The organism is Devosia sp. CAU 1758, assembly GCF_054482695.1.
In genome coordinates, this window is sequence record NZ_JBTLRJ010000004.1 from 465,898 (window position 1) to 490,757 (window position 24,860).

Consider the following 24,860-nt stretch of genomic DNA (forward strand, 5'->3'; position numbering starts at 1 on the left):
TCGGCGGAATGAACAAGCCAGTGAACGTGCATGGGACGGGTCTCGTCCTGGGTGAAATCGGTGTGCTGCTGCGCGGGCCTTCCGGTGCCGGCAAGTCAACTCTGTCCCTGGCCTTGCTCGACCGGTGGGAGAGCAAGGGGCAGGAAGCCCTTCTGGTCGCCGATGACCGGGTCGACCTGGTGGATGAGGGTGGTGCCATCTTCATGGTCGCTCCGCCGCAGGTGGCTGGCCTCATTGAATTGCGCGGGCGCGGCATTGTCAGTCGCCCGCATCGGCAGCGCGCACGACTGCACCTGGTCATCGACTTGGTTCCCGATCTCGCACGCATGGTCGAGGAGGAAGAGCTGCAGACAGAAATCTTCGGTTGTCCGCTGTCGCGAGCGCCTATTCCGCAGGCCGGCGTGGTGAGTCTAGGCCATCAGATGCTGCTGGCGGCCGAAGCAGTACGCGCAAGCCTGCAACACGCAAAGACGTGACAAATTATCCCTTGCAACGTTTTCGGATGGGGACAAGACTGTGCCCCGCTTGGCCGACGGCACCCTGCTGCAGCCTAGGCGGGGGGCTGAAAAGCCGTCGCGATGGGGCATGCCCGTTGCGACGGTCGATTGGGGAAATTGCATGATCGGATTGGTTCTGGTGACCCACGGCGCGCTGGCCGACGAATTCAAGCTGGCGATGGAGCATGTGGTTGGTCCACAGGAATTTGTCGAAGCCATCGCCATTGGCCCCGAAGACAATGCCGAAAGCCGGCGCGATGATATCCTGGCTGCGCTTGACCGCGCCGATAGCGGTGATGGCGTCATCATTCTCACTGACATGTTCGGCGGCACCCCATCCAACCTGGCTATTTCAGTGATGCAGAACCGCAAGGTCGAGGTCATTGCCGGGGTCAATCTGCCCATGCTGGTCAAGTTGGGTCGCGTCCGTAGCGAGATGACCATGGAAGAAGCGGTGGCCATCGCCCAGGAAGCGGGCAAGAAATACATCACCGTCGCCAATTCGATCCTGGGCAGCTGACGCCATGGACGCCGGCAGGGCCCTCGCCCAGCAATTGACCATCGTGAACCGCAAGGGCCTGCACGCCCGCGCCTCGGCGCGCTTCGTGCGGACCGCGGAGTGTTTCGATGCCACCATCGCCGTGATCAAGGATGGCACATCGGTTGCCGGCAATTCCATCATGGGACTGATGATGCTGGGGGCCGGCCCCGGCTCCAATATCCTGGTCCAGGCCACCGGCAAGCAGGCCCGCGAAGCTCTCGAGGCCATTGTCGAACTGGTCAACAACGGCTTTGACGAGGATGTGGAGGGGACGGCGGAGTAGCCGGGTAGCAACTCTTGCCTCCACCAGGCATTGATTTGCCATAGGCCTCAGCCAAGTCTGGCAGGCGGGAGGGCAAGATGCGACGCTTGATAGCCGGAACCGGTGGCTTGGCCCTGGCCATCATCCTCAGCCAGTTTCCCGAATATGCCCAGCAATACACCCAGCGCCTCGGCGGCGCGGTCGATGAACTGCGCGTCATCACCGAGGAATTCGACCGAGCGGCCACGGAGGGCGGGCTGGACCGGCAGGCGGCACTCGAGCGCTACACCATTTCCAATGATGACTTCCTTGCCGGGCGTGGCACCTCCATGACGGCCACCTTCGCGCGTTATGAGAGACTGAGCCAGACCCTGGCGCAAATCCGGGGCGCCGGTCCCCTTGACCGCCTGCAATCGCTGCCCGCCTTTGTCGATACAGATATCGGGCGCCGTACGCTCGAGAACTACCGGCCGGCGGTACCGGTCACCATGGAAGGCATTCTCTATGCCGGGGCCGGATTCATCCTCGGCTATCTGATGTTTTCGGGGCTCGCTCGGCTCTGTGCCATGCCGTTCCGACGGCGGGGCAGGGTGCGGGTCACGCGAGCTTAGCGGATATAAAGATTTGTTTATGTCCGTCATTGATCGGTAACCCCCGCTCCCGTATAGGAATGGCAACGAAATTCATCATGCCGGAGCCAGCCCCATGACCAAGAGCCCGACCGACTATGCGGTCAAGGACATTTCCCTTGCCGATTTTGGCCGCAAGGAAATCACCATTGCCGAAATCGAAATGCCCGGCCTGATGGCCATCCGCGAGGAATATGCCGCCGCCCAGCCCTTAAAGGGCGCGCGCATCGCCGGCTCGCTGCACATGACCATCCAGACAGCCGTGCTCATAGAGACGCTTGTGGCGCTGGGCGCCGATGTGCGCTGGGTCTCGTGCAATATTTTCTCGACCCAGGACCATGCGGCCGCCGCCATCGCCGCTGCCGGCGTGCCGGTCTTTGCCCACAAGGGCGAGACCCTCGAAGAGTACTGGGAATTCACCGACCGCATGATGGAATGGGGCGATGGCGGCACGCCCAACATGATCCTGGACGATGGCGGCGATGCCACCATGCTGGTGCTGACCGGCGCCAGGGCCGAGACCAACCCCTCCATTCTCGAAAAGCCCGGCAACGAGGAAGAGGAAATCTTCTTCGCCACCATCAAAAAGCGCCTGGCCAAGTCGCCCAATTTCTATTCGACCATCCGCGCCGCCATCAAGGGCGTGTCTGAAGAGACCACCACGGGCGTCATGCGTCTCTATCAGTTGCACGCCAAGGGGGAATTGCCCTTCCCGGCCATCAACGTCAATGACTCGGTCACCAAGTCTAAATTCGACAACAAATATGGCACCCGTGAATCGCTGGTCGACGCCATCCGTCGCGGCACCGACGTGATGCTGGCCGGCAAGGTCGCCATCGTCTGCGGCTTTGGCGATGTGGGCAAGGGTTCTGCTGAATCGCTGCGCGGCGCTGGCGCCCGCGTGCTGGTCACCGAAGTCGATCCGATCTGCGCCCTGCAGGCCGCCATGGAAGGATTCGAGGTCGTGACCCTGGCCGAGGCCGCCCATCGCGCCGACATCGTCGTCACCGCCACCGGCAATCGCGATGTGCTGATGGTCGATGACATGCGCAATCTCAAGGACATGGCCATCGTCTGCAATATCGGCCATTTCGACAACGAGATCGACGTCTTGGGCCTCCGCAACTTCAAGTGGACCAATGTGAAGCCACAGGTCGACATGATCGAACAGCCCAATGGCAAGCGCATTATCCTTCTGTCCGAAGGGCGTCTGGTGAACCTGGGCAATGCCACCGGCCACCCCAGCTTTGTCATGTCCGCCAGCTTCTCGAACCAGACGCTGGCCCAGATCGAACTCTGGACCAATGGCGACAAGATCGAGAAGAAGGTGCATGTGCTGCCCAAGCATCTCGATGAAAAGGTTGCCGAACTGCATCTGGCCAAGCTGGGCGCGAAGCTGACGACCATGACCAAGGCCCAGGCCGACTATATCGGCGTGCCGGTCGAAGGTCCGTTCAAGTCGGGCGAATACCGCTACTAAGACTGAACCGCCCTGCGGACTCAGGTAGCGTCAGTGGCGCTGCATTGGACTGACTTCTGCGGTCGCAGTGAAAAAGCCCGGGCATTGTCCCGGGCTTTTACCTTTTCTAAAGGTTTCTGTTTCGTTCCGGGGTCAAGGCCTTTCCTTGGCCTTTGCCCGCAACGCACAGCCATCAAGACTCTTTTTCGCGATTCGCCTGCCCGCTATGGTCTTGGTGATTCGGGTTGCGGGGGGACGCGCAAGCCGGTTCTGGGGGCAGCTGGGGCCGTATTCGGCCCTGCGTCAGCAGCCTGTGAAGTTGAGGCGTACCGGCCCATCGGCCGGGTTGGCATCGCAATCAAAGCGAAAGAGGGCTGGTATGACGCCGGATCATTTCCGGAAACAATTGGGATTCGCGACGCTTGGCGCCGCCCCCATCACCCTGGTCACGGCAGTTCCCGCCCTGGCTCAGGGTCTTGTTCCGGCAAATCTGGGCGGCATCGCCCCCTTCGCTGTCGCCATCGGGGCGGGTGGCTTCGCGCTGCTTTCCATGGCGCTGGTCCGCACTCTGCTCACCGATAGCCGCGCTGCCCGCCGCCGCGCTGCCGAACAGATCGCCGACCTGCGGGCCCTGGTCGATGAATACGAAAACCTGATTTCGGGCAGCCGCGAACTGACCGTGCTCTGGCAGGGCCATGGAGGCCCGCGCATTCTAGGGCAGGCCGCTGCCGTGCTGCCGCCCGGCCGCCAGCCGCAAAGCGTGCTCAATTTCCACACCTGGCTGGGCGCCGCCGAAACCAACCGGCTGACCGCGCTGGTCGAAGACCTGCGGATGCATGGGCATGCCTTTGCCACGAGCCTCGATACGCTCGACGGGCGCCTCGTCCGCGCCAATGGCTGGGTCATGGGGAGCGCCGTGGCGCTGCGCCTGCGCCCGGCATATAGCCAGCCCAATGAGAGCGCGGCGCTGACGGCCGAGGCCCAGAGCGGTGACTGGGAAGGCGCACGAGCCATTCTGGCGCTGCTTTCCAAGCCGGCCTTCCTCCGGGACGAGCAGGGCCGCCTGGTCTACGCCAACCCCGCCTATCTCGCCCTTGCCAAATCGGTGGGCAAGACCTGCACCGAGGCCAAGCCCGTCGAACTGCTTGACGCCACCCAGCTCGCAGCCCATCTCAAATCCTGCCACGAGGATATCGAGCCGGTCAGCCTGCCGCTCGATTTCAACGCCCATGGCAAGTTCGAACTGATCGAATTCCCGGTGCCCAACGGCCGCGCCGGCTATTTCCGGCCCCAGGCAGAGCTTGCGCGCCCCGCGCCGCCGGCGGAAACGGGCCTTGCCCATATCGGCGGCATCATCGACGCGCTGGGCACCCCGATTGCCATTTTCAACGCCAGGCGCGAGCTCACGCAGTACAATGCCGCCTATGCAGCGCTGTGGAACCTAGACCGCAAGTTCCTGGCGCCGGGTCTTGATGAACGGGCGATCCTGGACAAGCTCAGGACCGAGGGCATGCTGCCCAACCAGGTCGATTACCACACCTGGCGGGCCAGGCACCTTGAGAGCTATGCCCGCAAGGAACCCTTCGAGGCCGACCCCTGGCACCTGCCGGACGGGCGCACCATCAAGGTCATTTCAGCCCCGGCCGGCGCCAATGGCGGCGTGATCTATGTGTTCGAGGACCTGACCGAACGGCTGGAGCTGGAAAGCACAAACAAGGCCTTCACCAATGTGTTGCGCGAAACCATCATGGCCCTCAATGAGGCGGTGGCGGTGTTCGGCACCAATGGGCGGCTGACCCTCTCAAATCCGCAGCTTTCAAAGCTCTGGAAGCTGCCGATGAACGATCTGGGGACCAATCCCCATATCGACCAGCTCGCTGAAACCAGCGGCCGCGCCATTCCCGAGGACGGCGCGACGATCTGGCGGGACTTGAAGCGCACCATCATCGACCTCAATCCCACCCGCACCGACCGCACGGGCCGCATCAATCGCTCCGACGGACGCCTGATCGATTATGCCATCACCCGCCTGCCCGATGGGCAGACCATGATGACGTTCCTCGACGTCACTGAAAGCGCCAGCTATTCCAAGGTGCTCAAGGAGCGCAATGACGCGCTGGTCGCCGCCGACCGCCTCAAGGACGCGTTCGTGGAGAACGTCTCCTATGAATTGCGCTCGCCGCTGACCAATATCATCGGCTTTGCCGACCTGCTCTCGGGCATGGAAAGCGGGAGCCTCAATGACCGGCAGCGCGAGTATATCGACTATATCCGCGCCTCCTCGGTGACGCTGGGCGTGTTGATCGACAATATCCTCGACCTTGCCTCAGTCGATGCCGGCATTGCCGAGCTCAAGCCCGAAACGCTCGACGTGGTGGCGCTGATCGACAAGGCGCGCGCCGGCATTACCGCCACTTTCCCCGAAGTCTCGGGCGAGGCACCCCATCTGGTGGTCGATATCGAGCCCGGCCTGCCCGCCTTTGTCGGCGACGGCACCCGCATCGTGCAGGTGCTCTACAATCTCCTCTCCAATGCGGCGCGCTTCTCGCCCCCGGGCGGGGAAATCCGCCTTGCCGCCAGCCATCGCGGCGATCGCATGCTCTTCATCATCGATGACGAGGGCCCCGGTATTACCGACGAGATGAAGGCGGCCATCCTCACAAGGCTCGACGGCCCGCAATCGGGTGGCCGCCAGCGCGGCGCCGGGCTGGCCCTTTCCATCGTACGCACCTTCGTCAACATGCATGGCGGCACCATCTCGGCCGAAAAGCGCGAGCCCAAGGGCAGCCGCATCATCGTCAACCTGCCGCTCGACAGCGCCCTGGCCGGGGTGGCGGAGTGAGGAGCCGGTGCTTCTCCGATGACTGAAACCTTCCTCCCCGATGACGACGCCACGTCCCGCTTCGGTGCCGAGCTTGCCATGACGCTGAAGCCTGGGGATATCGTCAGTCTTGAGGGCGATCTGGGCGCCGGCAAGACGGCCATGGCCCGCGCCATCCTGCGCCAACTGGCCGATGACCCGGCGCTCGAAGTGCCCTCGCCGACCTTTGCCATCATCCAGCCCTATGACACGCCAGCCGGCCCGGTGCTGCATGCCGATCTCTATCGCCTGGCCGAGGCAAGCGAGGCCGATGAACTGGGCCTGCTCGAGGATCCTGACGCCATCGTGCTGGTCGAATGGGCCGCCCGCGCCCCGCAGGTGGCGGAGGCCGTGACCGTGCTGGTCCAGCTCGATATCCCGCCCGGCGGGGAGGGGCGGAATGTGCGGCTGACGCGGAACTGATCAGTCCTTCCTGATATTGAATCTCCTGACGAAAGGAGAATGCCAATGGTCTTGCATATGCAGATGCCGCCCATCCAGCCCGACCCCGCCCTGCCCGATGATGGTGTGCCCGGGCCCGTGCCGCCCTTTGGTCCGGCGCCGACCCAGCCGGGCGAATCCGAGCCGCCTCTGCCGGGCGAGGACGAACCGGGAGATGCGCCCGATTTTCCGCCCGGACGCGATCCGTTTCCCGATGACATCGAGCCCGATCGCGACCAGCCCCTGCCCGGATAACTGAAAAAGACCCTGCCGGGGGCAGGGCCAGTCTGGCGTTAAAACACCAGCGGGACTTAGTCGTCGACCCGTCTTTTGTGGTGCTCGTCTTCCTGATTATTGCCGCGCCTGATGCTGCGATCGCCGGTGGAATTGTCATAGGCCTTCGACGGCGGCGTGGCGGCCTCGCGGCGTTCGCTGATCGGCGTCTCATGGGGGTCGACATCGATCCCCTTCGTTTTTTCGCGACCCTCGATGATCGCCTTCTGCTGCTCGCGGGTGCGCGGACCCTGTGTGGTCTTCTCCGTGCCGCGGGTTTCGTGATTGCTCTGCTGCATGGCAAACCTCCTTGCTGCGTGCATTGGGGTCGAACGGGCGAGAGCGGCGAGAGTTGCCCGATGTGATCCAAGTTTTGCGTCCGGAACCGGAACGCCGCGTTAGAATTTGTGACGGGAGGGCCAGAGAAATGGAGATTTCCATGTCCAGCAAGCAGCCAAAGACCCAGACGCCCAACGATCTCGATCTCAAGCGCAACCCCGGTATCGGCCAGACCACCCGGGGCGTTGACCAGGACGAGATGACCTTCGAGGAAGAGGCGGGCGAGAGCACGGTGGAGGGCGACGTGATGAACGATACCGATGCCGACGGCAGTATCAATCCCGACCGCCGCGGCCGCACCAACAAATAGGGCCCCAACAGCCCATGACCGACAGGACCGAGCTCGACCACACCAGAAACGAAATCCGGGCCGAAATCAGCCTGCTCAATAGTCGCCTTAACGCGCTGATCTCCTCCCAGAGTTTCCTCGTCATCGCCTATGGCTCGGCCCTCGCGGCCGCATATGATGACTGGGCAAATCCCTTCATCGTCATCCTGCCGCCGATCCTGGCCATACTCGGCCTAGTGCTGGTGCTCGAGGCACGTCCCGGCATTTTCGCCGCCCAGGAGGCGATGGCCCATTGGCGGGAACGGGAGGAGCGTCTGATCGACCAATATCCCGAACTCACACAATTTACCCTCGCCACCGACGGAGCCGAGCGCGAGCGCATGCATCTGCGCCAGCACGCGGGCACCAAATTCTCCACCCGCGTGCCGCTGATCCTGCTCGCCGCCTGGGGCGTGTTCTTCGCCCTGCCATTCATCCTCTATTTTCTGGGCATTTCAGGTCCCTAATAGCTCCACTGTCCGCGCGTCCTCATGCCCGTCATGAAAGGCCGTGAGCGCCGCGCGGAAGAGGCGCTGTTCCGGTACGGCGCGCGCAAACAGCGTCATCGAGGAGATGAACTTCTTGTCGTCGGGCGAGCCGAAAACGGTGCCGAGATCGCGCGGCGCGACGCTGTCGGGCGCATGCAGCAGCACCGCCTCGGTGCATTCGACCAACCGCGCGCCCAGGATCGCATGGGCCGCAAAGGCGGCGGCGTCTTCGAGGCCGGACAGCGCATAAAGCTGCGCCATCTCGCTGCTGCCCAGGCCGGCCAGTTGCGGAAAGATGAACCACATCCAGTGCGTCTGTTTCCGCCCCGCGCGCAATTCGTGCAGCGCCGCCGGATAGACCTGATCCTGCGCGGTGAGGAACTTGGCGATCATGGCGCCGTGTGTCTCGGTCATCGCATCCTCCTGTTTTTCAGCCTGGCCTAGTGTACGCCCAAAGCTGCGGCGCGCCAAAATCCGGGCACGACGACGTCCCGCCCGGCCTTCTGGCTTGCGGTTGCTGAACAGAGCGGAGTTCCGAGACGGCCTGCGTCCCCGAAACAAATAAAAGTGGGACGGAAGCCGCCTTGGGACGCTTGCCATGCGAGCCTTGTTCGCTCAATTCGCTCCACCGGAGCGAATTGCCCTTCGGTCGCTCCAGGCTCTCATGACCTTCTCGCCTCAAATCTCCCCACAGGAGAGATTTGCCCTTCGGGACAGATCGAAGTTTCGCATTAGGGGGAACCAGACCACCTGCCTTTTTACCGGCAAGTGTTTGTCCCCGAGACGACGGCCGACCAACGACTGTCCCGTGCCCTTCTGTCTCCCCACATCTGGTCGCTGCAGACCGCCCTGTCGTGGGGAGATGGGGGATTATGGGGGAGGTCGAGGGGACGGGGACTACTTGTGGATTGGTGAGTTTTTTGAAGGGGATACCCCCACCCAACCTCCCCCTGATAGGGGGAGGAGCGCGTCGAGCTTGGTGTGGGCGCGGTGAAGGCTCCGAAACGTCCAAAGACCCCAAACCTACTCTTCCCCCTTCTTCAGGGGGAGGCCGGGCGGGGTTCTGCCAACTCATCTGAATTTTACACCGATGTGAATCAGTGGCAGTGAGTACAGTAAGCGCGACAGCTTGCGCCCAAGCAGACTGTTAGAATGTTATGCGAGGCTGCTATGCGACATGATTTGGATGCCGATTGGCAGAATTTCTTTCCGACGTATCGCCTTGGCAGCAATGAAATAGCTTTGGCTGAGTACAATGCAGCGTCCGAAAGAGCTAAATCGGACGACAACGCGGTTTCTATTGCCAACGGAGTTCTCCTCGCGGCCTTGCTTCCCGTTCTGCCTGCAATATCACCATTCTTGGCCGACATCCTAAAGGGCCCCTCACTCACGTCGGAGCGGCTGACGAATTTCGCCATTTTCATTCTGGCAATGATAATGGCGACGGGCGTTGTAAGCGCCTACTTTTGTCATTTAAGGCGTTCGTACGTGTTCTCCGCAAGAAAAGTAATAGTTCTTCGAAGAATGCTTGGACAAAGCTATGGTGTCTCGACATTAGTGCTGCCGAATTGGCGTATTGAGGGAGCAGATCACCCCTTTGCAATAAGATTGTTTCCCGGATGGCGTCTACAAAGCAGCTACCCATATTACGCAATTGCTGCACTGGCGGCGTCGGTAGCAGCGTTTGGGTTTTCTTTCTACTCCACCGAAATCCTTATCGCCCTCCATGTGCCCTTGCTTCGAGATGGATTTCGCACGGCGCATATTTTTAATGCTGGATTCTGGTTTTTCTGGTTTTTCGCAACGCTATATTATATTCGCCGCAGCCTCTTTGATCATTTTGAAACTAGTTTACTTATATTGACAAAATTACTATGCAAAATTTTGAAAGTTCGACTTCAAGGTCGAACTCACTCCGTCTTGTATAGTGCTAAGTTAGCTCGCTATGAAGCGATAAGGCACAAAATAGAACTTAGGTACGCCAAGGAATTTGCGGTAGAGCGTGAGGATAGGCGGTTTTATGGCCACAATGGAAATGATTGGCTGGCCATGGCGCGCGCGGCCCGAGACAGATTTCGAGGCAAGAAGGCTGGAGGTGGAACCACCATCACCCAACAACTTGCCAGAACGCTCTTCATAAAGGACTTTCACAAGACCGTGCGGCGGAAGGTGGTGGAAGTTCTTCTCGCTCGTTGGCTCGAAAAAATTCTAACGAAACAAGAAATAATCGAAATTTATCTTTGTAGTGTTCGATATGAACGTGAAATTTTTGGCATCGCTCACGCGCGAAGCCATTTCTTTGGTCAATCTGAAGTAGACAAGATTAATTCGGCAATATTGATTGAGAGAATCTCATCAGTCACCGGAAAATTCAGGAGAGAGTCTACGGCAGTCATGCTCGAAGATTTCGTACGCAAGGGCCTATTGGAGGCGTCCGAAGCCAAGCAAATATTGGTTCTATATAGAGATCTCATCTCAGCAGGAAAAATCTCAGCAGGAAGTGGTGGTGAACCTGAAGAAGTGATTGCCGAATTCGAAGCGCAATACAAGCAATACGGCTAATTAAGCCACCTAATGAGCCTCGTCCCAATTCTTCGCCGCGTGCGCATCCACCTGGATCGGCACTGACAGCCGCACCGCCGGCTCTGCCGCCCCTTCCATGACCCGCTTGATCACCGGAATGGCCTGGTCCTCGGTCCCTTCCGGCACCTCGAAGATCAACTCGTCATGCACCTGCAGCAGCATGTCGGCTTCGACGCCGGCCTTTTTGAGTTCCGGCTCCATGCGGATCATGGCGCGGCGGATGATGTCGGCGGCGCTGCCCTGGATGGGGGCGTTGATCGAGGCGCGTTCGACAAAGCTGCGCTCGCTGGGATTGCCGGAATTGGCATTGGGGAACTGGATGCGGCGGCCGAAAATGGTCATGACGTGACCCTCGGCTTTCACCCGCACCTTCTGGGCGTCCATATAGTCCTTGATGCCCGGGAAGCGCTCGAAATAGGTTCTTATATACTCCCCGGCAACGCTGCGCTCGATGCCGAGCTGATTGGCCAGGCCAAAGGCGGAAATGCCGTAGATGATGCCGAAATTGATCGCCTTGGCGCGGCGGCGCACATCGCTGGGCATGCCTTCGACCGGCACGTTGAACATCTCGCTCGCCGTCATGGCGTGAATATCCAGCCCCTCCTCGAAAGCGTCCTTGAGCGCCTGGATATTAGCGATATGGGCCAGCACCCGCAATTCGATCTGGGAATAGTCGGCGGAAATAAGAACCTTGCCCGGCGGGGCGACGAAGGCAGTGCGGATCTTGCGGCCATCCTCGGTGCGGACCGGGATGTTTTGGAGGTTCGGATCGTTTGAACTGAGCCGCCCGGTGAGCACGGAGGCCTGCGAATATGACGTGTGTACGCGGCCGGTGCGCTGGTTGATATAGGTGGGGAGGGCATCGGTATAGGTGCCCTTGAGCTTGGTGAGCTGACGCCAGTCGACAATGGTGCGAGCCAGCGGAATGCCCTTCAATGCCAGGTCTTCGAGCACATCGGCGCCGGTGGCCCAGGCGCCGGTCTTCGTCTTGGTGCCGCCCTCAAGCCCCATCTTGTCGAAAAGGATTTCGCCCAATTGCTTGGGGGAGCCGAGATTGAAACTCTGGCCGGCCAGTTCATGCGCCTCGGCCTCGAAGGCGGCGGCGCGCTGGGCGAAATCGCCCGAAAGGCGGGCGAGGATCTGCCGGTCGACAGTGATGCCGCGCGCTTCCATGCGGGCGAGAACCGGGGCGAGCGGGCGCTCGATGGTTTCATAGAGCGCCGTCATGTTCTCGGCAGCAAGGCGGGGCTTCAGCACATGCCAGAGCCGCAGGGTAATGTCGGCATCCTCGGCGGCGTAGCGGGCGGCCGAGGCGATGTCGAGCTGGTCGAAACTCTTCTGCGCCTTGCCGGTGCCGGCCAGCTCGCCAAAGGTGATGGTCTTGTGGTTGAGCCAGTGGTCGGCCAGCACGTCGAGGCCATTATAGCGCGGACCATCGAGGGCGTAGGAGATGAGCATGGTATCATCGATCGGCGCCATGGTGATGCCGTAGCGCTCCAGCACCTCCATGTCATATTTGACATTCTGCCCGATCTTGAGGATCGATTTGTCCTGCAAAACGCGCTTGAGAGCCTCGAGCACGAAGCCGATGGGCAATTGGCCTTCGACCAGCCCGTCGCCGCCCTCGAACATGTCGCCGCTCTTGCGGTGGCCGACCGGGATATAGCAGCCCTCGCCGATCTCGGTGGAAAGGCAGATGCCCACAAGGTCCGCCGATTGCGCATCAAGGCTGGTCGTCTCGGTGTCGATGGCGACGTGACCCTTGTCCATGATTTTAGCGATACAGGCTTCGAGCGCATCGGGCGTGGTGACGATTTCATAGGCGTCGTAATTGATCGGAATGGCTTTTATCCGCGCATGTTCCTCGGCGGCATGGCGGGAGGGGCCGGAGCCGGGCACGATGCCAGCGGCGAGCTTGGCCTTGGCCACCGAAAGCGAAGTGGATTTGACCGGCGCGCCGGGGACTGGTGTGTCCTTATTGGCCGCCAGTTCCGGATCGGGCGCGAAGTCATCGGGATTGGCCTCAAGCAGCGTTCCCATCCGCTTGGTGATGGTGGCAAATTCCATGGCCTTCAAAAACGGGAACAGCGCCGAGGGGCTCATGGGTTGGCGGATGAGGCCATCGAGATCGATCTCGACCGGCACTTGTCTTTCGAGGGTGACGAGAGTTTTCGAAATGCGGGCCAGCTCCGCATTGGCGATCAGCTTTTCGCGGCGGGCATTCTGCTTGATCTCGGTCGCGTGCTCGAGGAGGTTTTCGAGAGTGCCATAGGTATTGATCAGCTCGGCGGCGGTTTTCACCCCGATTCCCGGCACGCCGGGAACATTGTCGACAGAGTCTCCGCACAGCGCCTGCACGTCGATGACCTTGTCGGGGGTGACGCCGAACTTGTTGAACACTTCATCGGCCCCGATCCATCTCAGGGGAGGTTGCCCGGGGCGGGGAATGGTATCGAGCAGGCGGATGGAGCCATCGGGCTCGACCAGTTGCATCAGGTCCTTGTCGGAGGAGGCAATAGTGACCTTGAAGCCGGCGTCGCGCGCCATGCAGGCATAGGTCGCCATGATGTCATCGGCCTCCCAGCCCTCCATTTCGATGGAGGGAATGGAAAAGGCGCGGGTGGCCGAGCGGGTGAGGGGGAATTGCGGCACCAGTTCCTCGGGCGCGGGCGGACGCTGGGCCTTGTATTGGGGATAGATGTCGTCGCGAAAGGTTTTGCCCTTGGCATCGAAAATGACGGCCATATGGGTGGGCGCATCGTCGCCATCCATGTCCTGGGTCAGCTTGTAGAGCATGTTGCAGAACCCCTGCACGCAGCCCACCGGCAGTCCGTCGGACTTGCGGCTCAGCGGCGGCAGGGCGTGGAAGGCGCGGAAGATATAGCCCGAGCCATCGACGAGCAGCAGATGCATGTAACGATTCCCTCATCCAGATCGATGGCGAGTCTATCGCCTCAAGCGCCATGATGGCACCCATTTTTGCCCTTCCCTGGCAGCAGTCATGACCAAAAAGGAGCTGACTGTCCTATCCCTGCCACTTTTGTGGGCCAAGCTCCCGGCTAGAAGAAAAGGCGACCCGCGCCTTTTTGCGCATGCCGTTTGCGGCAGCCGAAAGGATACCTCTTGAAAAATCAATCCCTCAGGGGGCCTGCCATGACCATATTGGTCGTGGACGACGATGCTTTGATCACGCTCAATACGGTCGATCTGGTGACCGAGATGGGCCACATCGCCATTGAGGCCTATTCGGCGGCCGAGGCCTTGAGCATTCTCGAACAGCATCCCGAAATCGGCGCGCTGATCACCGATTATGCCATGCCCGGCATGAGCGGGCTGGACCTGGCGAAGGCCGCACGCGCCCTGCGCCCCGGCCTGCCCATTCTTCTGGCCACCGCCTATGACGAATTGCCCGAGGACGCAAAATCGGACTATCCGCGGCTCGAAAAGCCGTTTCGCGAGGATGAATTCATCCGCCAGGTCGATGACCTGCTATCGACGCTCGCCTGACAAGATGCGTCTTTCGGGCTAGCGTAGCCCACTTTTTTCCAACAGACCCATACGCTTGGCGTCGTAATAATAGCCCCGGGCATAAAATTGCACGGCGCGATCGTCATTGCCGCCCGCAGTTATATAGGCGCCGGCGAGATAGCGCACCGCAAAGCGCAGGTTGGTCTCCGCATCAAGGAGGCCCGCCGGTTCGCCCCGATAGCCCATGCCCCGCGCGGTGGCGTGGCTGATCTGCATGAGCCCGTAATAGGGGCCATTGCGGGCGGCCGGATTATAGCCGCTTTCGCGTACGATGACGCGCCGCACCAGATGTTCGGGCACGCTGTATTGCGTGGCGTAATGGCTGATCAGTCCATCGAGCGGCCCGCGCTCGCTGCCAGCATAACCCAGCAGCAAGCTGCTCGGGGCGCTCGGCACGGCTGCGGCCTTGGGCACATGGCCCGCCGGCGTGACGGCCACGGGCGCAAGGCTGGCAATGGCGGCGCTGGCTGTCCTGTTACCGGGCAGCGGTTTGATATTGGCCATCGAGCAGCCGCACAGGACCAGCGCTAGGGCAATTGAACCAGCAATGGGGATGGGCTGAGCCGTCATCGAACTACCTTTGAAATGCCAGATATCCCTCACTCTGCCCGCTACGCGGCAAACGCGGCGGCTTGATGGCCGAAATGCGACGCCCCGGCAAGTGTTATCACCCAATAGGCCAGAAAAGCGCAGACGAGGCAGGGCTTTGTCTCCAAAGGTTTACATCTGGGGCTGGTGCCCTAGACTAGGGACTTCGCCGTCGTGCGTATTTGCGGCAAGAGATTTGCCGCCGCCGAGCCGCTCCGCCCCATGCTGGCCGAGCGGCCCGCTGCGCGACTGACCCTGAAGGCCCTCATTTCTGCAGGGCGACAGACAATTCCGAAAGGCTCGTCCCATGACCACTGCCGCAACCGGCGACACTGTGCGCATTCATTATTCTGGCCGCCTCACCGATGGCACCCAATTCGACAGTTCCGAAGGCAAGGCCCCGCTCGAATTCAAACTTGGCGAAGGCCAGGTGATCAAGGGTCTCGAACAGCACGTCGCGGGCAAGGAAACCGGCGACAAGAGCACGGTGACCATTCCTGCGGATGCTGCCTATGGCCAGCGCCGCGACGATGCTATCCAGCAACTCGACCGGGCCAAGGTGCCTGAAGGCATCGACCTGCAGGTCGGCACCCAGCTCCAGGCCCGCACCGCCGATGGCGGCATGCTGCCGATCACCGTGGTCGGTGTGGATGAACAGAGCGTCACCGTCGACGCCAACCACCCGCTGGCCGGCAAGGACCTGGTTTTCGAAGTCGAACTGGTCGAAGTCGTCAAGGCCGCGTAGCGTCGAGCCCTACCGAAGGAAAAACCGCGCCGGTGGCGCGGTTTCAGCCGAGAAGGCCATGAGCGCCATGCGCGAATGGCAGGTCGATGCCGGCCGAGGTACCCCGCACAGCCTCCCCCAGACAGGGACAAGCGCCTGGGACGCACCTTGTTTCAGTGATAAGTGCGGTCCATCCCGTGGCCCGGAAGCGACATTTGATTGGGGACTGGCTCCATCCCTTTGACTCCCATGGCGTCTTTCAAGCTGGAACGGTCCAGCCTCTTGCCACAAAAGACAACACCCGGCCGCGGTGAAGCGCGGCCGGGTGTTCCTGGGAGGAAAACGCCGCCGGAGACCGGCGGCGCCTGTCAGACTTAGTTGAGGAAATCAGCCACATTGGCGGCAGTGACAACGTCATTGCCGGTGTAGATGATGTCATCAACGGTCTCGCCGTTAACGATGGCAAGCAGCGTGTCCATCGACACGACACCCATTTCATAGGGACGCTGGCCGACCAGGCCATGCGCGTAGCCTTCGTTGAGCAGTTCGAGCTGCTGGGGCAGGGTATCTGCCACCACCAGCGCCAGAGCGCCGCTGTCGACATCAGCCTTGTACTGGTCGACGAAGTTCTTCCAGCCATCAGGCGCGAACATCGGCCAGCCGCCGACCGGAACGATTGCACTGATGTCCGGATTGGCGGTCTTGAGATCGCCCATCTGCTGCACGGCCAGCGCAATGTCGTCGTTCGAGAAGGTCGGCGAACCGGGCACTTCGGTCCAGTTTGAACCGGCCAGGGCCTCCCGGACGCCATCAACACGCAGCGCCAGGTTCGGCGCGGCAGCGCCGCCCGAGATCATGCCATAAGTGCCGCCATCGGGGGCCACTTCCAGCAAAAGCTTGCCCAGATCGACCCCGAACAGCTTGTTGTCGGTGCCGACATAGGCGGTGCGGGTGCTGTCGGGGGCGTCGGAATCAAAGGTGATGACGGCGATGCCCGCTTCAGTGGCGCGGTCGATGACGGTGGTGGCGGCGGCGATGTCGGACACCGAGATGGCCAAGCCATCCACGCCCTGGGTGATCAGATCTTCGATGATCTGGGCCTGGGTGGTGGCTTCATGTTCCACCGGGCCGATATAGAGGCAGGTGACATTGCCCAGCTCGGCGGCGCGAGCCTCGCAGCCGTCCCGGGTCAGGTCGAAGAATGGGTTGTTCATCGCCTTGGGAACGACGGCAAAGGTGTAATTGTCCTGGGCAATGGCGGTGCCGCCGAGGAACATCGTAGCGATCGTGCCGAGCACGATGGCGGTCTTGGTCATGGTTAGTCTCCTCCGTTTTGGCCTGCCATTGGGCAAGCCGCTCCTTTCGCCGGCGAAGGTTCGCCGGCCTCCCGACACCGCGTTCGCCCCCTCGGCCGAACGCGGCGATTCCGATGTGTATTCAGCCGTTGCGCGACGAGCGCAGCCGGTCCACCAGCACGGCCGCGACGATGATCGCGCCTACCAGTGTTTGTTGCCAATAGGGGTCCACCCGGGCCAGAACCAGCCCGTTGCGGATCACCTCGATGAGAATGCAGCCGATGATGGCGCCGGCCGCGCCGCCGACCCCACCCGCCAGATTGGCGCCCCCGATCACCGCCGCTGCGATGATGGTGAGTTCGTAGGCCGTGGCCAGATTGGCCGGGGCCGAGCCGAGCCAGCCCGAAATGATGATGCCATTGATGCCGGCCGCTACCGAGCACAGCACATAGACCTGGATCTTGACCCGGTCGACATTGACGCCGGTCAGCCGCCCCGCATTCTCATTGCTGCCAATGGCAAACACATGCTTGCCCCAGGCGGTATGGTTGAGCGCCACCCACATCACCGCCGCGCAGATAACGAGATAGAGGAAGGACACCGGCACCACGTCGAACAGCTTGCCCGCCGTCACCGTCAGGAACAATTCCTTGTCCGGCCCGGCCGGAAAGGTACCGCGCCCCTGGGTGGTGACATAGACCAGGCCCCGCACCATGGAGAGCGTGCCCAGCGTGGTGACGAAGGGACTGAGCTTGAGCTTGGCGATGGCAAAGCCATTGAACAGCCCGACGGCACCGGCTGCGCCCAGGCCTGCCAGGATGGCGACGATCAGGGCGCTGCCCGCAAAGGGATGGAATTCGGCCGCCGCCAAGCCGTTCATGGTCAGCGAGGTGATGGTCGCCGAAAAGGCGATGGTCGAGCCCACCGACAGATCGATGCCCCCGGTGATGATCACCAGAGTCATGCCCAGTGTGGCGATGGCGATGAAGGAGAAATTGCGGGTGATATTGGAGATATTGCCGCCGGTCATGAAATTGGGCGAGAGCAGACTCATCACCACGACCAGCACCACCAGCGCCACCAGCACATAGGCCGACTGGCTGTTGAGAAAGCCGCGCTGCCAGAAGCGGGTTTGTCCCACATTGGTAAAACTCGATGCATGCGCCTGGGACATTACGCGGCCTCCTTGGCGCCGGTAATCAGCGCAGTCACTTCTTCGGGCGAGGAATTGGCTATGGGTTTGTCCGCCACCTTGGTGCCGCGCCGCATGACGATGACCCGCTCGCACACGGCGAAGACGTCGGGCATGCGGTGGGAAATCAGGATCACGGCGATGCCGGCATCCTTGAGACGATGGATGAGGTTGAGCACTTCGGCCACCTGCCGCACCGAAATGGCGGCGGTCGGCTCATCCATCAGGATCAGCTTGGCATCCGAAAGCCTGGTGCGGGCAATGGCCACGGCCTGGCGCTGCCCGCCCGACATCTGGCGCACATAATCGCCCGCGCGGGTCTCGGACTTGAGTTCGTCGAACAATTCCTCGGCCCGGCTTCGCATGTCGGCATGGCGCAGGAAGCGGAAGGGTCCGACCTGGCGCTTGAGTTCGCGCCCGAGAAAGATGTTCTCGGCAGCGGTAAGGTTATCGGCCAGCGCCAGGTCCTGATAGACAGTCTCGATACCGAGCTTGCGGGCCTCGCCCGGACTGTGAATATGGGCATGGGCGCCGTCAAAATGCAGCGCGCCGCCTGTGGGCTGGTAAATGCCCGAGATGATCTTGACCAGCGTTGACTTGCCCGCGCCATTGTCCCCCATCAGCCCCACGACTTCGCCGGGCTGGACGGAAAAGCTGACATCGGACAGGGCCCGAATGGCCCCGAATTCCTTGGTCACGCCATTTAATTCCAGAAGAGCCAACACGTCCTCCCTTGTTGGCGGTTCTTTCGAAGTACGTACCTTGGGTGGGGATACGGCGGCGCGCAATCAGCCTGCGTGCTGGTGCGCCGCAACGGGGTTTCCCGCATGGCTCATCCAGCCGGCAGTCCTGGCTAGCGCTCGCATCCTCCCAAAAGCGACCGTGGCAAACCTATAACGCGTCCTATTAAATAGTACAATATTATTATTTTGGACAACGCCTTGGTCAAGTGGCCTGACCAGACTAGGCGTAGCACCGCCGGAAGGGAAGCCTTTCTTTCGTGTCACGAATTTTATAGGGACAGCGGCCCTGGTGGCGCTGCCTGTCAGTCCGGCATCACGAACGCCTTCCGCAATGCGGCCGCCCTGGCCCGGCTCGCGCAACCCTCGGCATGGTCGTTGACCAGCCCCATGGCCTGCATGAAGGCAAAGACGGTGGTCGGCCCGACAAAGCGCCAGCCGCGCTTCTTGAGCGCCTTGGAGAGCGCTTCGGATTCGGGGCTGGTGGTCTGGCTCTGTGGTGGGGCGGGGGATTTCGCCTCATAGCGCCACACAAAGGCGGCGATGGAGCCCGCCTCGACGATCAGCTCGCGGGCGCGGGCGGCATTGTTGATGACAGCCTCGATCTTGCCGCGATGGCGCACGATGCCGGCATCGCCGAGGAGACGGTCAATGTCGCCTTCGTCAAAGGCGGCGACCCGGCCGATGTCGAAGCCGGCAAAGCCGGCGCGAAAGGCCTCGCGCTTGTTGAGGATCGTCCGCCAGCTCAGCCCCGACTGGAAGGCCTCAAGGCTCAGCTTTTCAAACAGGCGCGTGTCATCGCTGACCGGAAAGCCCCATTCCTCGTCGTGATAGGGCACGAATTCCGGCGCCCCGCCACACCAACGGCAGCGCTGCAATCCATCTTCGCCAATGATCGTGTTCATTGTCCCTCCTGGTTTCTGGTCATTTCTCGATCCCTGCATTGCCGGATTCTGTCAGCATTGTCGCGTGCTGATGGGCATGCCCAGGCAGGGTCCATTCGAGCGGGTTGCGCAAGTCCGGCCCATCGACTAGTTTGCGCTCCGTTCCGTCGGGAATTTATCCCGATTCCGGCCTGCACCCGTAGCTCAGCTGGATAGAGCGCTGCCCTCCGAAGGCAGAGGCCACAAGTTCGAATCTTGTCGGGTGCGCCATTCTCGTGCAAAAGTGGGCACCATTGCGCGCGCGGAATTTTCCCCGTCGGAAACGGCTTTCAAAAGTTGGTCTTTTGGTCCGCAGATGCGGATGTGACCCTTGCCGATGGTGACCTTGCTGACAAACATGTGCAGCCAGGTGCGTCGGAACGAAGGATCAGCGTCCCGGAGGCGGCGACGGATTCCTGATGAGAAGCGACGGATCAAGGCGGGCGACAGTTCCGCCTTGGCACTCCTGCGTTGACGCAGGGATTCCAGGTTGGCGTTTCCCTCTCGAATCTGCCGCTTGGCCAGGTCAACGCGCTCCTTGAACTTCGGATCGTGAAGATCGGCGACGCCGGCCTCAATGGCGTCATAGAGCCGATCAAGTCGTGACTGCGCTTCGGCCGTAGCGACGCGCTGGCGATCGATTTCGGATTCAAGCTGTTGACGCGTATTGTCCGTGCGCTCGGTCATGGCTTCCAGAATGGCGGCGAGGCGCTCTGGCGCGAAGACCTGTTCCTGGACCGCGCTGATGACCATCTCATCGACTTTGTCCATGCGGATGGAATGGCCGCAGCCGGTGCCTTCAGTCGCGCTTTTGGCGCAGGTCAGGTAGCGGTATTGCCCTCCCTTGCCAGTGCGCAGCATCATGCCGCGCCCACATTTTTCGCAGACGGCGATGCCGGTCAGAAGCGTCGGGCCGGTGACCACGCGAGGTGCCGTCTTCCTGGGATTGCGTGCCCGCAAGGTTCGTTGGACGGCATCGAAGGTTTCCTGGTCAACAATGACCGGCACGTCCATTTTGATCCATTCGGATGGCAGGCGCTCCTTCCGGGTTCGGCTATCGATCCGGTTGTAATAGTGAATGCCGATATAGGCTTCGTTCTTGAGGATGCGCTCGACCGATGCGGTATAGAAGGCCTTGCCGCGATAGCGGTAACCCTTGGTGTTGAGGAGGGTGGTGATGGCCTTGATGCCCATCGGGCCGCCCCCCTCGTCGCCATGCACATAGTGTCGGAACACCTTATTGACGATGGCGGCCTCTTCCTCGTTGACTTCGAGGACCTTCTTTTCCTTGCGGCGCAGCACCAGAGCGACTTTGGTGCGATAGCCGAAAGGCGGAGCTGAGCCATTCCAGTAGCCCTCTTCGGCATTGGCCATCATCATATCGCGAACGACCCCAGCATTAACTTCGGACTGATGGCCGTCGAAAGCCGCGAGGATTGTCTCCATCAGTTCGCCGTGCGGCCCTTCCGGAATATCCTGCGTTGCCGAGATTAGGCGTACACCTGCCTCCTTCAGCTTTGATTTGTACTGGAGATATTGGGTGACGTTGCGGAAGAACCTGGAGAAGGCATAGACGATAACGAGATCGATCTGATTGCATGGGTCGCAGGCAAACTCCAGCATGCGCTTGAGCTCTGGGCGCCGATCGACCCGAGCCGTCAGTCCGGGTTCGACGAAGGTTTCGACAAGATCGGCATCGCGCAGCACACAGGTGGCGTCGATCTTCCTGTCTTGCTCCTCCAGCGAGATCTGGTGATCGGCCTGTCGCTTGGTGCTGACGCGGCAATAGCCTACAGCCCTAAGCCGCCTTATGGAAGACTGAGGTCCGATCTGCTTAGGCTTCATCATCGTCATCATCCTGTGCGCTGGCCAGCAGATCGCTGGCCCAATGCAGATAGAGATCGGCTTCAGCCACGGGCACGTCGAGCCCGACGGTAAAGTCGAGTGTGACCATCATCTCCGCGACGGCCTGCAATCTTGCGCCGGTGCACAGGCGCGAGGACTTCAAGACTGGCTTGGCGCGGGGAACGCCTGGCGCCAGCGGGCCGGGTGGTTTCAACGCCATTTAGGACCTGGTGCCCCGCACCCGCCAGCGGTCTACGACATCGGGGATTGACTGCTGGCTGGTGCGGGAGAATTTTCGGCACCTGACCCCGAGCGGCACCAAGTCCGAGCGCGGTGATCGTTCTCAGTGCGATTTTAGCGTTGTCCATTTTTCCGCCTATGACAAACGTATTTTTGTAGAGAAAATCAGAATGTTACGCTCTCAATCTGTGGGTCTGCGGGTCCATGGGTCCTTGGGGCCAGCGCAATGCGGATTGGCCGCGGTCGCGCCGTTAGGCGCATGCGTCTGGGCCTGCTTTCGACCATGCCAATGGGCTCGAGATGTCGATCGAACCCATGGGGCGTGGAACGCGGCCAAATGTTGCCCGGCGCGTAGCCATTCATTTCGGCTTGGGTCCGGTTGACTGCCCTGCGGTCCAACCGCGAGTTCGGTTGCCCGGTCGAACCTTGGCGACGAGATCAGGATCGAGGGCAGGGGGCTTTGCGCTCTCTGAGTGCTTCCAAGCGCGGCGAGCGGGAGAATAGTGAGATAGGGCCGTGTCGGCGCTGGCATGGTTCATAACGACGGCGACTTCAGCGGGCGTCATGCCCATAGCGGCCATGTTAGCTCGTGCTTGATGGCGCACCGTGTATGCAGTCACCTTTTTCGATCGGCCGCGCACCACGTTTCGTGCTTCTCGAATCGCATGCTGACAACGACGAAGCAGCTTGCTCGTCGTGGCGCCATTTTCGCGTTCGGCCTTGATAAGCGCTGCGATGAACCTGAGCTCTTCGATCTCAAAAGGCTCAAGATGGTCGACTATGGGCATCCGGAGGGGCAAGAGACCCTTGCCGTTGATCTTGGAGTACTTGGCTGAGCAAACCCAAAGACGGCCGCGGTGATCTTCACTCAGCGTCAAGAACTCCCCTGGCCGGGTCGCCAATTCCACCCCGTACTCCAGAAGCGCAGCGGCAATGCGGCGGATGCTTGTGTCGCTGGCCAACAACTGGCTGACCAGGGCCGAAAGGGTTTCAGGCTTGACCGACTTTGCACGCCCGGAAGAGGTGGTGCTCATCTGCTTACCCTTTGCGGTCTTTGACCTGGGCACCTGGTCCCGCATCAGGGTGTCTATGCGCTCGATTTCTTCCAAGGTGATACTATCTTCATCCCACAGATCGCGCAGATGCTGCCGGACACAGGCATGGTACATCTTGAGTGCATTGGGCTTCAGCCTGGATGCGCGATGGCCGATGTCGATTGCAAGGTCCGCCACGGACACTACGTCCATACCGAGCTTCCGACACAGGGTCTTTGTCATCCCAAGATAGCGTTCTCGATATCCATGCTCGCTTTGCGTCGACCGGGTCTGTATGTGTCCGCCCGCATCCGGGCGCCGCAGACATCCTGGATAATGTGAGATATCGGTCATTTCGGTCTCGGCGGCTATGTTACAGTTGAGTCGACTGTAACCGGCGGATCAGCAAGAATCCCGCGCGACGGATTGGGTCATTCCGATCGTGCGGATGATCCGGTTCACCCTCTTTTGCCTCTATCAATGCGATCCCTGGGCGTGCCATCAATCCATCCCCTCGTGGGTCCTGGTCTTGCCAATCGACTGAACAATGTGAGGAGACAGGATCAGGTCGATCTCATAGAGCAGGCTCTTGCCTTTCTCCGAGATAGCTACCCAGCGATTCCGGCGATCCTGCGGATCCGGCTCCTTATCTATGAGCCCCAGGCCGGGGATCCGGGCGGTGCCCTCGCCGAGCAACTCGAGTTGACGCGCAACGGTTGGATATTTTTGTCCTTTTGCCACGATGTCGGAGACGGAGACATTCTGGCCCTGCCCCTTTGGGGTCATCCCCACCCTTAAGAGTGTTGAGAGTTGGCCTATCGTCAGGGTGGGATAGCGCAGCTGCACAATGTGCAGGGCATGCGCAAAGTTCTCCAGCGCCGGGCTGTCGTGGGGCTCTCTGGCCCCAAGAAGGAAAAAGAACATGACAGGTCCTTGACTTATCCAATAAGCGATCACAATATTAGATCAGACAAGAACGTCAAGGGTCGAACATGCGTTATCCACTCAATAGAGAACCAATCCCACTGCCACCGCGGTTCAAGCGGTTTGTCCTGTTGATGGGGGCGTCAAAGGGCGGCACAGGCAAAAGCACTCTAGCCGTCAACCTGGGAGTGACTGCCAGTCTGGGCGGCCTCAAGACCATTATCTTTGACACAGACGTTGATGGCGACACCGGACAAGAGTCGTGTATGCGCTGGGCCAAGAACCGAAGCCCCGGCGAACTGGTTGTGCGCCGCGCAAACCTTGCTCGCATCGGGGAAGCAATTCGCTGGGCAGAGCAGAACGGGTTTGACCTTATCATCATCGATACGGCAGGTCGTGACATGGCGGGTATGAAGCATGCCCTCGACCTGGCCGACTTTATGCTGACCCCGTCGCAACCCTCGCCACTTGATCTCCAGGCGACGGCGCCAATCCGCCGCCTCTGGTCGGTTTCTCAGACTCCAGCCAGCATCGCGTTGACCCAGGTCATCAGAGAGACCCTGCCGCGCACCCGCTACTACGTGGACCGCTACGCCGAGCAGGGGGCTGTGTTGCCTGCGGTCGTGGGTCGGCGCGTACAGTATCTGGATGCTATGGAGCGGAGTTTGGGCGTGTCCGAATACCTGCCGGGCGATGTCGGTGATCGGGAGATGCGTCGGTTGTTGGTGGCGATCTTCGCGGAAGCCCAAAAGCGACAGGTGGCCTGAAAATGACCCAAGTTGAGGAAATCGAGGGGGAGGCGGCGGTCGCTCCAGGGAAGGTGACCTGGAACGTGCGGGAAGTGCGCATCCGTTTGCCGCGCGCCGGTATCGCAGCGCTCAAACAGAAGGCTGATGCAGACGAGACAACCGTTAATGCCCTCATTGCCCGCTACATTGATCAGGGCTTGCGAGCCGATGGTCGCTCTGGGTTGTTTGAACTGGCGTCCTGGTTTGGGAACTATCTGCGCCGCAAAGGTGGCCGCGATCTACCTGCCCAGGACAGGCCCGGACAACAGGATTTTTCGTAAGAGCGAATAGACGGCTTGACAACCGGACAGCCAAATCATGCCGGTCCGTGGGTCCGTG

At 61.0% G+C, this 24,860-nt stretch carries 25 protein-coding genes, 1 tRNA gene and 2 pseudogenes; 16 read left to right on the plus strand and 12 right to left on the minus strand.

Annotated features, from left to right (window positions below):
- Window positions 1-8 precede the first annotated feature (8 nt).
- The 8 genes from ACXYMS_RS15765 to ACXYMS_RS15800 all read left to right on the plus strand — a co-directional run bounded on the left by ACXYMS_RS15765 (window position 9) and on the right by ACXYMS_RS15800 (window position 6,944).
- Window positions 9-476: an HPr kinase/phosphorylase gene (locus tag ACXYMS_RS15765; protein WP_458907765.1), complete on the plus strand. Its 468-nt coding sequence runs from the start codon at window positions 9-11 to the stop codon at window positions 474-476.
- A gap of 142 nt (window positions 477-618) precedes the next feature.
- The gene (locus tag ACXYMS_RS15770; protein WP_458907766.1) at window positions 619-1,017 is read left to right on the plus strand and encodes a PTS sugar transporter subunit IIA; all 399 of its coding nucleotides are present in this window, start codon (window positions 619-621) and stop codon (window positions 1,015-1,017) included.
- Between the two features lie 4 nt (window positions 1,018-1,021).
- Window positions 1,022-1,321, plus strand: a complete 300-nt coding sequence (locus ACXYMS_RS15775) for an HPr family phosphocarrier protein (RefSeq protein ID WP_458907767.1) — start codon at window positions 1,022-1,024, stop codon at window positions 1,319-1,321.
- Window positions 1,322-1,398: 77 nt separating this feature from the next.
- Window positions 1,399-1,911, plus strand: a complete 513-nt coding sequence (locus ACXYMS_RS15780) for a DUF2937 family protein (RefSeq protein ID WP_458907768.1) — start codon at window positions 1,399-1,401, stop codon at window positions 1,909-1,911.
- 94 nt (window positions 1,912-2,005) lie between these two features.
- Window positions 2,006-3,409, plus strand: coding sequence for an adenosylhomocysteinase (gene ahcY, locus ACXYMS_RS15785; protein WP_458907769.1), 1,404 nt, complete (start codon window positions 2,006-2,008; stop codon window positions 3,407-3,409).
- Between the two features lie 358 nt (window positions 3,410-3,767).
- Window positions 3,768-6,230, plus strand: coding sequence for a sensor histidine kinase (locus ACXYMS_RS15790; protein ID WP_458907770.1), 2,463 nt, complete (start codon window positions 3,768-3,770; stop codon window positions 6,228-6,230).
- 18 nt (window positions 6,231-6,248) lie between these two features.
- Window positions 6,249-6,671: a tRNA (adenosine(37)-N6)-threonylcarbamoyltransferase complex ATPase subunit type 1 TsaE gene (gene tsaE / locus ACXYMS_RS15795; protein ID WP_458907771.1), complete on the plus strand. Its 423-nt coding sequence runs from the start codon at window positions 6,249-6,251 to the stop codon at window positions 6,669-6,671.
- Window positions 6,672-6,716: 45 nt separating this feature from the next.
- The gene (locus ACXYMS_RS15800) at window positions 6,717-6,944 is read left to right on the plus strand and encodes a hypothetical protein (protein ID WP_458907772.1); all 228 of its coding nucleotides are present in this window, start codon (window positions 6,717-6,719) and stop codon (window positions 6,942-6,944) included.
- 56 nt (window positions 6,945-7,000) lie between these two features.
- On the opposite strand, the gene ACXYMS_RS15805 is transcribed toward ACXYMS_RS15800, so the two are convergent.
- Window positions 7,001-7,261, minus strand: a complete 261-nt coding sequence (locus ACXYMS_RS15805; RefSeq protein ID WP_458907773.1) for a hypothetical protein — start codon at window positions 7,259-7,261, stop codon at window positions 7,001-7,003.
- 140 nt (window positions 7,262-7,401) lie between these two features.
- Here ACXYMS_RS15805 and ACXYMS_RS15810 point away from each other — a divergent pair, with 140 nt between their 5' ends.
- Both ACXYMS_RS15810 and ACXYMS_RS15815 read left to right on the plus strand, forming a co-directional pair.
- Window positions 7,402-7,611, plus strand: a complete 210-nt coding sequence (locus ACXYMS_RS15810; protein WP_458907774.1) for a hypothetical protein — start codon at window positions 7,402-7,404, stop codon at window positions 7,609-7,611.
- Window positions 7,612-7,625: 14 nt separating this feature from the next.
- Complete coding sequence (locus ACXYMS_RS15815; protein WP_458907775.1) at window positions 7,626-8,096, plus strand: hypothetical protein; 471 nt, start codon at window positions 7,626-7,628, stop codon at window positions 8,094-8,096.
- On the opposite strand, the gene ACXYMS_RS15820 is transcribed toward ACXYMS_RS15815, so the two are convergent.
- A complete protein-coding gene (locus tag ACXYMS_RS15820; RefSeq protein WP_458907776.1) occupies window positions 8,085-8,531 on the minus strand; it encodes a DUF1810 domain-containing protein in 447 nt (148 codons plus the stop codon). The two genes, ACXYMS_RS15815 and ACXYMS_RS15820, sit on opposite strands and share 12 nt — an antisense overlap.
- 756 nt (window positions 8,532-9,287) lie before the next feature.
- On the opposite strand from ACXYMS_RS15820, the gene ACXYMS_RS15825 reads away from it, so the two are divergent.
- Window positions 9,288-10,679 carry a biosynthetic peptidoglycan transglycosylase gene (locus ACXYMS_RS15825; protein WP_458907777.1) on the plus strand — a complete coding sequence of 464 codons (1,392 nt, stop codon included), beginning with the start codon at window positions 9,288-9,290 and terminating at the stop codon, window positions 10,677-10,679.
- A 9-nt stretch (window positions 10,680-10,688) separates the two neighbouring features.
- Here ACXYMS_RS15825 and polA read toward each other — a convergent pair whose 3' ends face one another.
- Window positions 10,689-13,613 carry a DNA polymerase I gene (polA, locus tag ACXYMS_RS15830; RefSeq protein ID WP_458907778.1) on the minus strand — a complete coding sequence of 975 codons (2,925 nt, stop codon included), beginning with the start codon at window positions 13,611-13,613 and terminating at the stop codon, window positions 10,689-10,691.
- 240 nt (window positions 13,614-13,853) lie between these two features.
- On the opposite strand from polA, the gene ACXYMS_RS15835 reads away from it, so the two are divergent.
- Window positions 13,854-14,207, plus strand: a complete 354-nt coding sequence (locus ACXYMS_RS15835) for a response regulator (RefSeq protein WP_458907779.1) — start codon at window positions 13,854-13,856, stop codon at window positions 14,205-14,207.
- 18 nt (window positions 14,208-14,225) lie between these two features.
- Here ACXYMS_RS15835 and ACXYMS_RS15840 read toward each other — a convergent pair.
- Window positions 14,226-14,567, minus strand: a pseudogene (locus ACXYMS_RS15840) (transglycosylase SLT domain-containing protein); the annotation flags it as partial.
- A 556-nt stretch (window positions 14,568-15,123) separates the two neighbouring features.
- Between ACXYMS_RS15840 and ACXYMS_RS15845 the strand changes: the two are divergent.
- Entirely contained in the window at window positions 15,124-15,561 is a 438-nt protein-coding gene (locus tag ACXYMS_RS15845) for an FKBP-type peptidyl-prolyl cis-trans isomerase (RefSeq protein WP_458907780.1), read from the plus strand.
- A 353-nt stretch (window positions 15,562-15,914) separates the two neighbouring features.
- On the opposite strand, the gene ACXYMS_RS15850 is transcribed toward ACXYMS_RS15845, so the two are convergent.
- The 4 genes from ACXYMS_RS15850 to ACXYMS_RS15865 form a co-directional block, all read right to left on the minus strand.
- Window positions 15,915-16,817: a sugar-binding protein gene (locus ACXYMS_RS15850; RefSeq protein ID WP_458907817.1), complete on the minus strand. Its 903-nt coding sequence runs from the start codon at window positions 16,815-16,817 to the stop codon at window positions 15,915-15,917.
- 160 nt (window positions 16,818-16,977) lie between these two features.
- Window positions 16,978-18,009 (minus strand): ABC transporter permease, encoded by a 1,032-nt coding sequence (locus ACXYMS_RS15855; protein ID WP_458907781.1) that lies wholly within the window; start codon window positions 18,007-18,009, stop codon window positions 16,978-16,980.
- The gene (locus ACXYMS_RS15860) at window positions 18,009-18,725 is read right to left on the minus strand and encodes an ATP-binding cassette domain-containing protein (RefSeq protein WP_458907782.1); all 717 of its coding nucleotides are present in this window, start codon (window positions 18,723-18,725) and stop codon (window positions 18,009-18,011) included. Before ACXYMS_RS15860 ends, ACXYMS_RS15855 begins: the two co-directional genes overlap by 1 nt.
- A 347-nt stretch (window positions 18,726-19,072) precedes the next feature.
- Complete coding sequence (locus ACXYMS_RS15865) at window positions 19,073-19,672, minus strand: DNA-3-methyladenine glycosylase I (protein WP_458907783.1); 600 nt, start codon at window positions 19,670-19,672, stop codon at window positions 19,073-19,075.
- Between the two features lie 172 nt (window positions 19,673-19,844).
- Between ACXYMS_RS15865 and ACXYMS_RS15870 the strand changes: the two genes are divergently transcribed.
- Window positions 19,845-19,921, plus strand: a tRNA-Arg gene (locus ACXYMS_RS15870).
- 564 nt (window positions 19,922-20,485) lie between these two features.
- On the opposite strand, the pseudogene ACXYMS_RS15875 reads toward ACXYMS_RS15870, so the two are convergent.
- From ACXYMS_RS15875 to ACXYMS_RS15890, 4 genes and pseudogenes are all read right to left on the minus strand, one after another.
- A pseudogene (locus ACXYMS_RS15875) lies at window positions 20,486-21,547 on the minus strand (recombinase family protein); the annotation flags it as partial.
- Complete coding sequence (locus tag ACXYMS_RS15880) at window positions 21,525-21,755, minus strand: hypothetical protein (protein WP_458907784.1); 231 nt, start codon at window positions 21,753-21,755, stop codon at window positions 21,525-21,527. The pseudogene ACXYMS_RS15875 and the gene ACXYMS_RS15880, both read right to left, overlap by 23 nt.
- 379 nt (window positions 21,756-22,134) lie before the next feature.
- Entirely contained in the window at window positions 22,135-23,163 is a 1,029-nt protein-coding gene (locus tag ACXYMS_RS15885) for a site-specific integrase (RefSeq protein ID WP_458907785.1), read from the minus strand.
- Between the two features lie 147 nt (window positions 23,164-23,310).
- Window positions 23,311-23,733 (minus strand): hypothetical protein, encoded by a 423-nt coding sequence (locus tag ACXYMS_RS15890; protein WP_458907786.1) that lies wholly within the window; start codon window positions 23,731-23,733, stop codon window positions 23,311-23,313.
- Between the two features lie 68 nt (window positions 23,734-23,801).
- Here ACXYMS_RS15890 and ACXYMS_RS15895 point away from each other — a divergent pair, with 68 nt between their 5' ends.
- Entirely contained in the window at window positions 23,802-24,500 is a 699-nt protein-coding gene (locus ACXYMS_RS15895) for a division plane positioning ATPase MipZ (protein WP_458907787.1), read from the plus strand.
- Between the two features lie 2 nt (window positions 24,501-24,502).
- Window positions 24,503-24,802 (plus strand): hypothetical protein, encoded by a 300-nt coding sequence (locus ACXYMS_RS15900; protein ID WP_458907788.1) that lies wholly within the window; start codon window positions 24,503-24,505, stop codon window positions 24,800-24,802.
- Window positions 24,803-24,860 lie beyond the last annotated feature (58 nt).

Coding starts and splice junctions, on each gene's coding strand:
- ACXYMS_RS15765 (WP_458907765.1), top strand. CDS start 9: ATGAACAAGCCAGTGAACGTGCATGGGACGGGTCTCGTCCTGGGTGAA.
- ACXYMS_RS15770 (WP_458907766.1), top strand. CDS start 619: ATGATCGGATTGGTTCTGGTGACCCACGGCGCGCTGGCCGACGAATTC.
- ACXYMS_RS15775 (WP_458907767.1), top strand. CDS start 1,022: ATGGACGCCGGCAGGGCCCTCGCCCAGCAATTGACCATCGTGAACCGC.
- ACXYMS_RS15780 (WP_458907768.1), top strand. CDS start 1,399: ATGCGACGCTTGATAGCCGGAACCGGTGGCTTGGCCCTGGCCATCATC.
- ahcY (WP_458907769.1), top strand. CDS start 2,006: ATGACCAAGAGCCCGACCGACTATGCGGTCAAGGACATTTCCCTTGCC.
- ACXYMS_RS15790 (WP_458907770.1), top strand. CDS start 3,768: ATGACGCCGGATCATTTCCGGAAACAATTGGGATTCGCGACGCTTGGC.
- tsaE (WP_458907771.1), top strand. CDS start 6,249: ATGACTGAAACCTTCCTCCCCGATGACGACGCCACGTCCCGCTTCGGT.
- ACXYMS_RS15800 (WP_458907772.1), top strand. CDS start 6,717: ATGGTCTTGCATATGCAGATGCCGCCCATCCAGCCCGACCCCGCCCTG.
- ACXYMS_RS15805 (WP_458907773.1), bottom strand. CDS start 7,261: ATGCAGCAGAGCAATCACGAAACCCGCGGCACGGAGAAGACCACACAG.
- ACXYMS_RS15810 (WP_458907774.1), top strand. CDS start 7,402: ATGTCCAGCAAGCAGCCAAAGACCCAGACGCCCAACGATCTCGATCTC.
- ACXYMS_RS15815 (WP_458907775.1), top strand. CDS start 7,626: ATGACCGACAGGACCGAGCTCGACCACACCAGAAACGAAATCCGGGCC.
- ACXYMS_RS15820 (WP_458907776.1), bottom strand. CDS start 8,531: ATGACCGAGACACACGGCGCCATGATCGCCAAGTTCCTCACCGCGCAG.
- ACXYMS_RS15825 (WP_458907777.1), top strand. CDS start 9,288: ATGCGACATGATTTGGATGCCGATTGGCAGAATTTCTTTCCGACGTAT.
- polA (WP_458907778.1), bottom strand. CDS start 13,613: ATGCATCTGCTGCTCGTCGATGGCTCGGGCTATATCTTCCGCGCCTTC.
- ACXYMS_RS15835 (WP_458907779.1), top strand. CDS start 13,854: ATGACCATATTGGTCGTGGACGACGATGCTTTGATCACGCTCAATACG.
- ACXYMS_RS15845 (WP_458907780.1), top strand. CDS start 15,124: ATGACCACTGCCGCAACCGGCGACACTGTGCGCATTCATTATTCTGGC.
- ACXYMS_RS15850 (WP_458907817.1), bottom strand. CDS start 16,817: ATGTTCCTCGGCGGCACCGCCATTGCCCAGGACAATTACACCTTTGCC.
- ACXYMS_RS15855 (WP_458907781.1), bottom strand. CDS start 18,009: ATGTCCCAGGCGCATGCATCGAGTTTTACCAATGTGGGACAAACCCGC.
- ACXYMS_RS15865 (WP_458907783.1), bottom strand. CDS start 19,672: ATGAACACGATCATTGGCGAAGATGGATTGCAGCGCTGCCGTTGGTGT.
- ACXYMS_RS15880 (WP_458907784.1), bottom strand. CDS start 21,755: ATGGCGTTGAAACCACCCGGCCCGCTGGCGCCAGGCGTTCCCCGCGCC.
- ACXYMS_RS15885 (WP_458907785.1), bottom strand. CDS start 23,163: ATGACCGATATCTCACATTATCCAGGATGTCTGCGGCGCCCGGATGCG.
- ACXYMS_RS15890 (WP_458907786.1), bottom strand. CDS start 23,733: ATGTTCTTTTTCCTTCTTGGGGCCAGAGAGCCCCACGACAGCCCGGCG.
- ACXYMS_RS15895 (WP_458907787.1), top strand. CDS start 23,802: ATGCGTTATCCACTCAATAGAGAACCAATCCCACTGCCACCGCGGTTC.
- ACXYMS_RS15900 (WP_458907788.1), top strand. CDS start 24,503: ATGACCCAAGTTGAGGAAATCGAGGGGGAGGCGGCGGTCGCTCCAGGG.